The 12,366-nt window shown below is 46.5% G+C and carries 13 protein-coding genes; 9 read left to right on the top strand and 4 right to left on the bottom strand.

Annotated features, from left to right (window positions below):
* The first annotated feature begins 57 nt into the window (after positions 1-57).
* Both hisC and CXF70_RS09770 read left to right on the top strand, forming a co-directional pair.
* A complete protein-coding gene (gene hisC / locus CXF70_RS09765; RefSeq protein WP_101802487.1) occupies positions 58-1,167 on the top strand; it encodes a histidinol-phosphate transaminase in 1,110 nt (369 codons plus the stop codon).
* Between the two features lie 477 nt (positions 1,168-1,644).
* Complete coding sequence (locus tag CXF70_RS09770) at positions 1,645-2,562, top strand: NAD(P)/FAD-dependent oxidoreductase (RefSeq protein ID WP_369916935.1); 918 nt, start codon at positions 1,645-1,647, stop codon at positions 2,560-2,562.
* 33 nt (positions 2,563-2,595) lie between these two features.
* On the opposite strand, the gene CXF70_RS09775 is transcribed toward CXF70_RS09770, so the two are convergent.
* Entirely contained in the window at positions 2,596-3,330 is a 735-nt protein-coding gene (locus CXF70_RS09775; RefSeq protein ID WP_101802489.1) for a YwaF family protein, read from the bottom strand.
* Between the two features lie 153 nt (positions 3,331-3,483).
* On the opposite strand from CXF70_RS09775, the gene CXF70_RS09780 reads away from it, so the two are divergent.
* Positions 3,484-3,783, top strand: coding sequence for a hypothetical protein (locus tag CXF70_RS09780; RefSeq protein ID WP_101802490.1), 300 nt, complete (start codon positions 3,484-3,486; stop codon positions 3,781-3,783).
* Between the two features lie 180 nt (positions 3,784-3,963).
* Here the strand turns inward: CXF70_RS09780 and CXF70_RS09785 are convergent, their stop codons facing one another.
* From CXF70_RS09785 to CXF70_RS09795, 3 genes are read right to left on the bottom strand one after another with little or no spacing between them, the layout of a single operon-like run.
* Positions 3,964-4,536, bottom strand: coding sequence for a 5' nucleotidase, NT5C type (locus CXF70_RS09785; protein ID WP_233208597.1), 573 nt, complete (start codon positions 4,534-4,536; stop codon positions 3,964-3,966).
* Between the two features lie 13 nt (positions 4,537-4,549).
* Entirely contained in the window at positions 4,550-5,638 is a 1,089-nt protein-coding gene (gene ribD / locus CXF70_RS09790; RefSeq protein WP_101802492.1) for a bifunctional diaminohydroxyphosphoribosylaminopyrimidine deaminase/5-amino-6-(5-phosphoribosylamino)uracil reductase RibD, read from the bottom strand.
* Positions 5,625-6,383 carry a GTP cyclohydrolase II gene (locus CXF70_RS09795; RefSeq protein WP_084243257.1) on the bottom strand — a complete coding sequence of 253 codons (759 nt, stop codon included), beginning with the start codon at positions 6,381-6,383 and terminating at the stop codon, positions 5,625-5,627. Before CXF70_RS09795 ends, ribD begins: the two co-directional genes overlap by 14 nt.
* Before the next feature lie 256 nt (positions 6,384-6,639).
* On the opposite strand from CXF70_RS09795, the gene CXF70_RS09800 reads away from it, so the two are divergent.
* The 6 genes from CXF70_RS09800 to CXF70_RS09825 all read left to right on the top strand — a co-directional run bounded on the left by CXF70_RS09800 (position 6,640) and on the right by CXF70_RS09825 (position 12,313).
* On the top strand, positions 6,640-7,137 hold the full coding sequence (locus tag CXF70_RS09800) for a ferritin (RefSeq protein ID WP_101802493.1): 498 nt from the start codon (positions 6,640-6,642) through the stop codon (positions 7,135-7,137).
* 60 nt (positions 7,138-7,197) lie between these two features.
* Positions 7,198-7,929 carry an ABC transporter ATP-binding protein gene (locus tag CXF70_RS09805; RefSeq protein ID WP_101802494.1) on the top strand — a complete coding sequence of 244 codons (732 nt, stop codon included), beginning with the start codon at positions 7,198-7,200 and terminating at the stop codon, positions 7,927-7,929.
* Positions 7,926-8,678, top strand: a complete 753-nt coding sequence (locus CXF70_RS09810; RefSeq protein WP_084243254.1) for an ABC transporter permease — start codon at positions 7,926-7,928, stop codon at positions 8,676-8,678. Before CXF70_RS09805 ends, CXF70_RS09810 begins: the two co-directional genes overlap by 4 nt.
* A gap of 572 nt (positions 8,679-9,250) precedes the next feature.
* Entirely contained in the window at positions 9,251-9,658 is a 408-nt protein-coding gene (locus CXF70_RS09815; protein WP_101802495.1) for a DUF485 domain-containing protein, read from the top strand.
* Positions 9,655-11,190, top strand: a complete 1,536-nt coding sequence (locus CXF70_RS09820) for a solute symporter family protein (protein ID WP_101802496.1) — start codon at positions 9,655-9,657, stop codon at positions 11,188-11,190. The genes CXF70_RS09815 and CXF70_RS09820 overlap by 4 nt, the downstream gene beginning before the upstream one ends.
* 121 nt (positions 11,191-11,311) lie before the next feature.
* Entirely contained in the window at positions 11,312-12,313 is a 1,002-nt protein-coding gene (locus CXF70_RS09825; protein ID WP_101802497.1) for a S8 family peptidase, read from the top strand.
* Positions 12,314-12,366 lie beyond the last annotated feature (53 nt).

Here is a 12,366-nt window from a genome sequence, read left to right on the forward strand (position 1 = left end):
TGGTATGATTAATTAATTACTTCTTTCAATAATAATAACCATCATGGGGGAATTCGAATGACGAAAAGCAGCAATATCAAAACACGTAAAACACTTGATATAATCCAGCCGTATTCACCTGGAAAGCCGATATGGGAAGTGCAGAAGGAATTGGGGCTTGACCGTGTCATCAAAATGGCTTCCAATGAAAATCCGTTAGGGCCTTCTCCAAAAGCAGTCAAAGCCATTCAGGAAAGCCTTGCGGACCTGAACCGCTATCCGGATGCAGACGCCAGTGTCCTGCGCCAGGCGATTGCCGACCAATACGGCGTTGCAAAACAGCAGGTCATTACGACCAACGGCGCTGACGAATTGATTACATTAATATCTGAAGCCTTTCTGGAACAAGGGGATGAAATCATCGTACCTTCTCCGTCATTCAGCGAGTACGATTTCGGAGCGCATATTATGGGAGCGGTCGTTAAACAAGTGCCTTTTGATGAAGGCTTTCAATATAATGTAGATAAACTCCTCGAAGCCATTACTGAAAAAACGAAAATCATCTATATCTGTTCGCCGAATAACCCCACAGGCACGTATATCGCCAGGAAAGAAATGGCGCGTTTATTGGCGGAGCTGAATGATATATTGGTGGTATTTGACGGGGCTTACAGCCAATTTGCCGATGAAGAAGACTATACCGACGGACTTGAATTTGTAGCCGAGGGGCAGCCGGTAATCGCTTTACAGACTTTCTCTAAAATCTATGGCATCGCCGGCGTGCGGATCGGTTATGGCATTTCTTCGGAAGAAATCATCAAATCCATCCTGAAAGTGAAAGAGCCGTTCAACGTCAACACTTTGGCACAAATTGCAGCTTCGGCAGCAATTACGGATACGGAGCATGTCACTGCATCATTCAACGCCAATAGAAAAGGACGCGATTTCTTATACTTAAACTTTGAAAAAATGGGGTTGCCGTACACTGAAACAACTGCCAACTTCATCCTGGTGCAAATAGGGGCAAACGGGGAAGAGGTTTATCAGCAGCTGATGGCGAAAGGGATTATCGTTCGCTACGGCAAAACCTGGGGCTTGCCTGAACATATCCGTGTGACCATCGGTACAGATGAAGAAAATGAATTTTTCATCGATACATTAACGGAAATATTGAACCCATTAAAATAAATCCAAGCCGGCTCCTGATTGATGGGAGCCGGCTTTAGTTTATGAGAAAGAAAGCTAGAACCCGATATTCCGCAAAACAGCTCCGCTTTCCTGGTGGCTTGCGCTGAGCTAACTCGGGCTCATTGCATTACGCCCGAGTGGATCTCAGCACTTCGCTTAGTCACCTGGGAGTCTTCGCTGTTTTGCTCCATATCTCAGAAATGCTTTTTATTATGTAGCATCTTTTAAGTTCATTTAGAGGTGAGAAAGCCGACAAACAAATTCGGCGCATCACATCAAAATGAAGCGGAAGGCAACGAAGGCAGCTCGCAGCGGAACGCGTCTGTCTAGAGCGCAATGACTAAAGAAATCAACAATTTCTCGATAGCCTATAGACGGTTTCCATTTTTATGGGAGCCGGCTTTTTTGATTTTTCTGATGGAGTTTATGAACTGGAAGATGCGGGAAAAAGCACGGGAAAAGCTTAATTAGGAAGAGGTGGAAGGTTTGATATATGATTGTGCCATAATTGGCGGAGGACCAGCGGGATTGAGTGCGGCTTTGGTGCTCGGCCGTTCGAAGCGAAATACACTGCTGTTTGATGATGATCATGGACGCAACCTGGTGACATGGGAAGCACACGGCTTTCTGACCCGGGACGGCATTCAGCCATCGGAATTAAAAAAGCTTGGACGCGAAGATGTGGGAAAATATGATTGTGTACAGCTAAAGAAAAAGAGGGTTGTCAGCATCAAGCGCATCACTGAAACCAATTATCAGCTGGAAACAGCGGATGGCGACACTTTCCATAGCGTAAAAATCATCTTGGCAACCGGAGTAAAGGAAAAATTGCCGAATATACCGGACATCGAAAAATTTTACGGCACCAGTTTGTACAGTTGCCCGTACTGCGACGGATGGGAAATTCAAAATCAGCCGTTGGCAATCATCGCTGATAAAATGGTTTATGAGCTTGCCAAGAAAGTATATAACTGGAGCAAAGATCTCGTCGTTTTCACAAATGGCGTCGGCAGGCTGGAAGAAGATGAAAAAGCAAAACTCGAAGCGAAAGGCATAAAAGTTCATGAAGAAATGATCGATGGCCTGGAAGGCGAAAATGGGCAATTACGCAGAGTCAGGCTCGAAGACGGAACGCTGGTAGATCGGGCAGGCGGATTTACTACGCCGGAATGGAGCCACACGACTCCATTTGGTAAAGAACTTGGCTGCAAAATAAACGATCACGGCGGAATTGCTACAGATGATTACGGACGGACAAACGTCTGGAACGTTTATGCAGCAGGGGATGTTTCCCAGATCGTGCCGTCCCAGCTGATCATTGCTGCAGGAGAAGGCAGTGCAGCAGGGATTGGCGTCAATGGAGATCTGACGAACGAATACTTTGACACGGAATGATAAGGGCCATACAGGAAAGACAAAAGACTCCCCTTACAGGAGTCTTTTGTTGTCTTTATTGATATAACGGTTCCAGAGGAAGTTCTGGAGCAGGAACAGCAGCAAAGCCGTGATGCCTAAATTCAGGTAATACCAGATGCCGTCGCCGAAGAAGCTTAAAGGAGTAACGGTATTTGGCAGCTGCATAAGGTACAGGTAGTTAGCGTCGGTTAACGGGTTTACCAGGTAGCCGATGGCAAGCGCATAAGCGACCAGCAATAAGAAGACTTTGATAACGGAACGCAGCGTAATAGTTTCAGGTTTTGCCAAAGCCAGGAACAGGCAAGCCCAAGGGATGGCGGTGTGATGAACGAAAAACTTCCAAAAACGGAAGTGGTGGTAATCAAATGGCAAGTCCGGTGTGACCAGCGCAAGAAAGGCAGGAACAATGCCGATGAAAAAGGAAATCTGAATCCAGCTCCGACGCATGGTCAACAAACCGATCATGGCCGTAATCGAAGCCACTCCGCATAAGTGGAGGGGCACATGTCCGGCGAAATTCCAGATTCCATTTGAAATGGTCCAATATTGATAGGAAACTTCGGACAGCAATAATAATGAAAACAAGATCCAGCGTAAAACTTGGAATGGAAGGGGGCGGGACATTAATTGTTTTCTGAATACGATCAGCAGGAATATACCCAAAGCAGCAATGGCAAGCACAGTCAGGTGGCTGGCTGAGAACGGCGTAAAATAATATTGGGATGTTATACCGAACCAGCTGTCCATGCGCATGAGCCTCCGTCAAATCGATTTGTGTGAAAATTGTATCATTTGTTCCGTTGCGCCGTCTATCTGCTTTTTCGCAGCCCGAGTTGGTTGCACCACGCTTTTGGAATGCGGTAGACTTCATACAAAGAGTTGAAGGAGGCTTCCGGAGAAATGGAGCAATCGAATTTATTGTCCACTATCACTTATGTCAATACGGAACGTTCCATTGAAGCGGGAGAGTTGAAGATTACCACAAGCGAGTTCGATCTTCATTTGTATGAAGATGTCCTTGTTTCCCCCACTGCTACGTTAAACTTGAACAATGTCTGGGATATCTCGTACAAGTCTTTTTCGGATGATGCCAATCTTCTTTATTTGCATACACACAGAGGTGTTGTCACTTACAAAGTGCCAAATGATCCGGGGACGTTCGTGACCGTCTTCAAAAAAATAAAAAACGCCGATTATTGAATCGGCTGAGTTTGAGAGCTGCCACAATCTGTTGGCAGCTTTTTCTGATGAAGCTTTGGGGTATTGCGCAATGGGTGAAGAAGACATAGTGGGATAAATGAAATTCTGGAAATAGAAAAACGGCCTGGAAAATCCAGGCCGTTTTAAAATTTTGCGGTTGTTCCAACCAAGGCAAGCGGGTTATTTTATTTCATCTTTGATCAGTTCATGCAGCTCTGTCCAATTGCTGAAACGCGGCAGCTCCATGTGACGGTTATAGGACTGGTCCCTGACAAAAACATTCAATCCATCACGCGCAAGAGTTTCAAGCACTTCAGGCTTGTCATCGAAATAATAATCCAGTTGGAGTTCTTCGATAATTTTCACTTTCTCATCATCTTTCATCCCGCAGTAGAAGCGGTCGTCCTCTACAGGGAACCCTTGTTTTTTCAGCCAGGCTTTTGTGTCTTCACCGTGTTTTGCCGAGCGCGCCGTAATATAGTAGATTTCATGCCCTTCAGCTTTAAGCTGCTGCAGCACTTCGACTGCTCCCGGGTAAGTCGGACAATCAGTGTAATAGATATAATCGACTGACTTATTCCACATATTCCTGCCTTCTTCATCGGTCAGGCCGAACGCTTCATGGATCTCTACGCGGTCCAGTTCATGGAACACGTCAATAGCTACTTTCTGACCCAATTTTTCCTGGTAATAATGAAAAGCATATTCTCTTAGATTGATTAAAGTATCATCTACATCAAAACCGAATTTCATAATTTCTGATTCCTCACTTTTTAGGGTAACCGGTAAATTTAAAGTCTTTACCGATTTTCGTAAATTCTCCGTCTGCCAAATCGACAGCATCTTTCATCAACTCAAATCCGCTGCCTTCAAGGAAGGTGGGGGCATTCTTGCCGCCGACAAGCTTCGGGGCGAAATAGAGGACCACCTTATCGATCAGTCCATTTTCAAGAAATGCGGAATTGACCGTACCGCCGCCTTCGATGAATAAAGAGGATATGCCGTTTTCGCCGAGAATCCGCATCATATCGTTCACATCGGTACGTGTTTCACCGGAAGTTTCAAAGATGCGGATACCGGAATGTTCCAGCTGCTCTTTTTTGGAGCGGTCATATGTCCGGCTCGTGAAAATCCAGGTTTCGGCAGCGCCGTCCACAGCCACTTTGGAATCCAGCGGCAAGCGCAAGGAAGAGTCCAGAATGACGCGGATCGGGTTGCGGCCGTTCGGGATGCGTGCGGTCAGCTCCGGGTCATCTTCGATCACTGTGCCGACGCCGACAAGAATCGCCATATGCTCACTGCGCAATTCATGGACGTCCCGGCGGGCATCTTCGGATGTGATCCATTTGCTGTCGAGTGAATGGGTCGCGATTTTCCCATCAAGCGTTGAAGCCGCCTTTAAAGTAACAAAGGGCTTTTTAGTGGTGATGAATTTATTGAACACTTCATTCATTTTAAAGGATTCCTGCTCCCGGATACCGGAAACGACTTCAATGCCCGCTTCTTCCAGCATTTTTACACCATTGCCGGAGACGAGGGGGTTAGGGTCGAGAGCGGCAATCACGACTTTTTTAAGCCCGGCATCGATGATCGCCTGCGCGCAAGGACCGGTCCGCCCGAAATGGGAACAGGGCTCCAGCGTTACATAAATCGTACCGCCGTGCACCTCTTCGCCGGCCATCCGCAGAGCATGGATTTCTGCATGCGGTTCGCCCGCTTTTAAATGGGCGCCGACACCAACAATACGGTTATGGTTCACGATGACGGAGCCGACGAGCGGGTTAGGGTCTGTTTGCCCTTTCATGGTCCGTGCATTGTTCAGCGCGAGATCCATATAAAACTCATGATTTGGCATGGACGCTGTCCTCCCCTTTGATATGGCCGGAACGTCTTACTTTTGTATCGAGGTAAGCGGCGTTATATTCAGATTCGTCTCCCCATAAGGAAGTGCGGGAAGCGATCGCCAACCCGGCTTTTTCAATAGCGTCCACTTTTTTCGGATTATTGGTCATTAACGTGACAGGTTTGGTGCGCAATGCGCTTAATACTGCTATCGCATCATCGTAACTTCTGGAATCATCTACAAACCCAAGGCTTTCATTGGCTTCGACTGTGTCATAACCGTTCTCCTGCAGCACATATGCCATCGCTTTGCTGAACAAGCCGATGCCGCGGCCTTCATGATTTGCAAGGTAGAACAAGGCGCCGCTGCCATGCTGTGCGATGCGTTTCATCGATTGCTTCAGCTGGAAACCGCAATCGCATCGTTTACTGCCGAAAATATCTCCGGTATGGCAAATCGAATGCATACGGATCAAAGCGTCTTCGCTGTTTTCAAAATCTCCATAGACGAGTACGCTGGATTGCTGATATTCAGCCAGATTGGCGGAGGACAGCTTTTCAATGATTTTCTCGTAGTCTTCTGTGACTTCTTCAAGGTTTAACCAGCAATACCAGTTGAAAATAATTGTATCGCCGTCCAGATTGACCGGCAGACGAATCGGCCCGACCAGGTAAATAGCGCCTTCCTGTGATTTGATCATTTGTATTTTATCTTTTAAGACCGCAAATACCTGCGGTTCCAATTTCATTTGTGTCATTCAAATTCCCCCATTAATTTCTGTAATAAAAACATAGTACTACAATCGGTTACTAAAAGTAAGTAAAGAGTTCTCTCGAAATCATACTATTTTTTTAAACGATAATTATTATCGTTTAATTAAAAATGAATTCAGTGGTAAATGATTATTATTCTCAATTAAATTATATAATTCTCAATTACTTTCTTTTGATATAAAGGTATGGTATATTGTCTACATTAGAATAATTATTATTTAGAAAAGGGAGGAATTAAACATGTTACCTGAAAAACTTACAAATGCATTGAACGATCAGTTTAACAATGAATTGCAGGCAGCTCATGCCTACACAGCCATGGCAGCTTATTTTTCGAAAAAAGGCTATCACGGATTTGCCAATTTCTATTTGGTCCAATCCCGTGAAGAACATTTCCATGCAATGAAGTTCTATCATTATTTAACAGCTATGGACGAAAAGCCGGTATTGCAAAGTTTGACTGAACCGAAAAACCACTTCGTAAGTGCAATCGACGTTCTCGAAAGTTCATTGGCGCAGGAAAAAGAAGTGACCAGCAACATCTATGCCTTGGTGACTTTGGCGGATGAATTGCAGGAACATGCCACTTTATCTTTCCTTGACTGGTTTATAGAAGAACAGATGGAAGAAGAGAAAACATTCCGCGACATCATTACACGCGTCAGAGGAATCGAAGAAGGCGGCGAGTACTTCCTGAAAATGGACGACGAATTCGCAGCCAGAAAACTGGTAGAATAGTTGTAAAGAAAACAGCACACTGCTGACTGTGTGCTGTTTTTCTTTTAAGGAGATGATAAGGTGACAACGGATTACAAACCGGCCATCCATTTTAACCACGTGGATTATTCAATCAATGACAATCAAATACTGCGTGGGATTACAGGTTCATTTCCGGAAGGGAAAATTACGACGCTTGTCGGGCCATCAGGTGCCGGCAAAACAACTTTGCTGAAATTGTGCAATGGCTTGTTGTCGCCTGAATCCGGAGAAATTTACATTAAAGACAAACAAATCAACAGCTTCGAACCGGTCGAACTCCGCCGGAAAGTCGGCATCGCTTTGCAGAGTGCGCCGATGGTCAGTGGCACAGTTTATAGAAATTTAGCACTGCCAGTGGAATTGCGCGGAGAGAAATACGATAAAAAAGAAGCGGAGAACCTGTTGCGCGATGTAGGACTGGGAGAAAAATTCCTGGACCGCAAAGTCACAGATCTATCCGGCGGCCAGCGGCAGAAAGTATCCATTGCCCGGACGCTTGTCAACAAACCGGAAATTTTGCTGCTCGATGAAATCACGTCTTCACTGGACCGTACTTCATTGAAGGAAGTGGAAGAATTGATTACGCTGATCAATCGGAAATACGGCACGACCATCATCTGGATAACGCATAATCTTCAGCAGGCGCTTGATATCGGAGATTTTACCTGGGTGATGATGGACGGTGAAGTCGTTGAAACCGGCGAAAGCGATTTATTGCGGGCACCGTCCAACGACCGCGTGAAATCATTTGTTCAGGGGGGAGCGCAATGACTTATCTGACGTTATCGATCACACTGATTTTTGTTGTCATTCCGCTTGTCCTTTCAAAAACCCTGAATCTAGGGCTTGAACGCGATACCATTATTGCAACGGTCCGTTCAATCATCCAGCTGCTGCTTGTCGGCTTTATCCTGAAATTCGTTTTTGATTCGGAAAGCCTCCTCTATATCTTCCTGATGGTGACATTGATGATTGTCGCCGCTACGCATAACGCCCGCAATAAAGGTGCTTCCATCAAGGGGATCACCTGGAAAGTGGCCATTACGCTCATTTTTGTTGAAGTGCTGACTCAGGGCATCCTGATCGGCCTGAATATTACACCGCCGACGGCCCAGTACATCATTTCCATCAGCGGCATGGTCATCGGCAACTCGATGGTGCTGTCGATCCTCTTCCTCAACCGATTTACGTCGGAAGTCGAATCGCATCAGGATGAAACGGAATTGGTCTTATCTCTTGGCGGCACACCGAAGCAGGCCATCCATAACCAATTGATCAATTCGATCAAAGCCAGTATGATCCCGACCATCGAAAGTCAGAAAACGGTTGGGCTTGTCCAATTGCCCGGCATGATGAGCGGCCAAATCATTGCAGGCGCCGACCCGATTCAGGCTGTCCAATTCCAATTGCTGATCATGTTCCTGTTGCTGACGACAGCGTCAGTCACCAGTGTAATGCTCGGTTTCTTATCGTATCCGACCCTGTTCAACCAACGTATGCAATTGATTCAAAAAAGCTGACCGTGAGTTCGGCTCTTTCCAGGCGCACAAGAAATTTCATCTACTTCAATCATTTCGATGTATAGTTTTTAATCTCCCGAAGCCAGCGCAGAGACAGGAGCACAACTTTGCCTTTTCGCAGAAAGCCAAAAGAGTTAGATTACTTTTTATAGAAAGCAATTCTGAGATATGGAGCAAAACAGCGAGACTCCCAGGGGGTTAGAATCGGAGTTGGTAAACCAACTCCGATTCGAGCGAAGTGCTGAGATCCACTCGGGCGAAGGGGACCGAGGCCGAGTTAGCTCAGTGCAAGCCCCCAGGAAAGCGAAGCTGTTATGCGCAATATCGATTATTTAGATTAACCTTTTTCTCAATAAGCTATAAAAAAGCTGACCCTATGGTCGGCTTTTTTATTTTAGGACTTTTAGATTTCAAAAGGTGTAAAAAGTCCTCCTAATAGTTGGATAATATTTTAAATTTATGGAATATGAACTGTTTTTAAATTTTTCCAATTTGTTTATTGACCGGTCGGTATGTTAGTGCTTTAATTATCATTAAATTAAAAATATTTAATTAATTGGAGGGAAGAATGGATGGCAAAAACGATTACTGGCGAAGTGCTGCAAGGGCCCCTGACGAAAGAAGGAAATGAAGTGAAACCTGCAAGCGCGGGAGGAGCAGCGGAAGTACCGGACTTTGAAAAGATCGAGCGCTCTGAAGGATTCAAACATTTGATGCGCAAAAAGAAAATGTTTCTTATTCCGGCAACCACTTTATTTTTAGGTTTATATCTGGCTTTTAATATTGTTATTTCCTATACGAACTGGCTGGATGCGCCGATTGCGGGCGACATTCCATGGGTCTGGGTATTTGCATTTGGATTATTCGCGATGACATGGATACTTGTAACCGTTTACATGAAGCGGGCGGCTCAATTCGATAAGATGGCCGAAGAGACATTGAAGGAATTCGGCTATCAAGAGAAGGGGGATATCCGATGAATGCTACGGTCATAATCATATTTTTAGTCATCGTCGCGATGACATTGGTCATTACATATTACGCAGCCAAGAAAACGAATTCCGCCAGCGACTTCTATACAGCGGGCGGCGGCCTCACAGGCTGGCAAAACGGTATGGCGATTGCCGGTGACTACCTGTCCGCTGCGTCTTTCCTGGGTATTGCAGGTTCGATCGCCTTATTCGGTTTTGACGGCTTCCTTTTTTCAATCGGTTATTTAGTGGCTTATCTTGTGGTTTTATTCGTTGTGGCTGAACCGCTGCGAAATCTCGGTAAATATACGCTGGCAGATATGATTAACGCCAGATTCAATGCTAAAAAAGTCCGTGGTGCTGCAGCACTCAGTTCAATTACAATCGTTATCTTCTATATGATTGCCCAGTTGGTGGGAGCAGGCGCGCTGATTCAGCTATTATTCGGCATCGATTATATATGGGCCGTGCTGCTTGTCGGAATCATGATGACGATTTACGTATTGTTCGGAGGCATGACTGCCACAAGCTGGGTGCAGATCATCAAAGCGATCCTGCTGATGTTGGGGACAGTTGTCCTGTCATTCCTGGTTTTGAAGAATTTCAACTTCAATATCATGGAAATGTTCACGCAAATGAAAACGGCGACGCCTCATGGGGAAGCTTATTTAAAACCTGGCGTGAAATATGAAATCCCGTTGGATACGATTTCCCTGATGCTGGCTTTGGTTCTTGGAACGGCTGGCCTTCCGCATATCCTGATGCGCTTCTTTACAGTCAGGGACGCGAAGACGGCAAGAAGTTCCGTAATGTGGGCGACATGGATTGTCGGCATATTCTATGTCATGACCATATTCCTTGGCTTCGGCGCAGCAGCATTTGTGGGTGCTGACTTGATCACTTCAACAAATCCGGCTGGGAATATGGCAGCGCCTTTACTGGCCCAAGCGCTGGGAGGAGACATTCTCATGTCATTCATCTCGGCGGTGGCCTTTGCGACCATCCTGGCTGTTGTTGCAGGACTTGTGCTGTCCGGTGCTTCAGCGTTTGCCCATGATATCTACGGGCAAATCATCAAAAAAGGGGAAGCGACAGAACGCCAGCAGATGCTGGCGGCCAGATATGCATCTGTCGGTGTGGCAGCATTCTCGATCCTGCTGGCGATTTTCGCTCAAAGCCTCAACGTGGCTTTCCTGGTTTCTTTGGCATTCTGTATTGCGGCAAGCGCTAATCTGCCGGTTATCGTCTATACGATTTTCTGGAAAAAATTCAATACGGCAGGAGCTGTTTCAGCCATTTTGACCGGTTTGATTTCCGCTCTGGTGCTGGTATCGGTCAGCCCGAGTGTCTTAAGCCCGGAAGCTGGTGCAGCGATTCTTACCGGAACTCCGCTGTTTCCGTTGACTAATCCGGCGATTGTCTCCATTCCACTTGGCTTTATCGGAGGATTTGTCGGTACACTGGTTTCCCGTGAAATCGATGCGAAGAAATTTGCCGAAGTCAAGGTACGCGCGAATACAGGCGGCTTCAAACAATTATAATATGCATTCAATCTAATGCCGAACGGACGCCATTGCGCCCGTATGCTAGGCGAAGTGTAAATCAGACCCGGCAGCGTTTATGCCGGGTTTTATTTTTTAAAAAACAAAAGGAGGAGTTAAAATGCCGGATATTCATTTGATACCGTATCGTATAGAAGAAATTTCATCGAGAGCGCCTCAGATTCCGGAAGGCGTCCGGATGATTCAGGCGCCTGCTGTATGGGATGCCGCGGAAAAAGGGAAAGGGAATGTCATCGCGATTTTGGATACGGGCTGTCAGCCGGACCATCCGGACCTGAAAGACCGAATCATCGAAGGAAGAAATTTCACGCCTGACTTTGGCGGAGATCCATCCAATTTTGATGACAATAACGGACACGGTACCCACGTAGCAGGTACGGCTGCAGCTTCACATCAGGAAACCGGCGGTATTGCAGGAGTGGCTCCGGAGGCACATTTGCTCATCCTAAAAGTGTTGAGCGGTGAAGGCAACGGTGATTACGAAGGCATCATCAACGGTATTCACTATGCGGTGGATTGGACCGGTCCGAACGGTGAAAAGACCAGTGTCATATCGATGTCGCTTGGCGGTCCGCAGGATATACCGGAGCTGTATGAAGCGGTGAAGCGTGCGGTGGATGCAGGGATTCCGGTCGTCTGTGCCGCCGGAAACGAAGGTGATGACAGTCCGCAAACGGATGAATTCGCCTATCCCGGTGCTTACGGTGAAGTCATTCAAGTTGGTGCGGTCGATTTCGGACGGAAGATTGCCCCGTTCAGCAACACTAATAATGAGATCGATCTGGTGGCGCCCGGCACCGATATTTATTCGGCGTATCCGGGCAGCAAATACGCCAGCCTGTCCGGTACATCCATGGCGGCGCCCCATGTATCAGGAGCACTGGCGCTCATCAAGAACATCGCAGAAAATGAATTCGCCCGTGACCTGACAGAAGCGGAACTGTATGCCCAGCTCGTACGGCGCACAGTGCCGCTGGGCTATCCGAAAACAGCTGAAGGCAACGGCTTATTGGCGCTCGATATCCTGAGCAAATTTGAGCAATTGTTCAAGCTGTTCAACTCGTCGTATGGCTTGGGAATGCAACAAAGTTTAGACCGATAAGGTGCTGGCATCTGTCTCTGCAGCAAAACATGGGCAAGAGATTCCCATGTAAT

Origin of the sequence: Planomicrobium sp. MB-3u-38 (genome assembly GCF_002836425.1) — a bacterium.
Classification (GTDB): Bacteria; Bacillota; Bacilli; order Bacillales_A; family Planococcaceae; genus Planococcus; species Planococcus okeanokoites.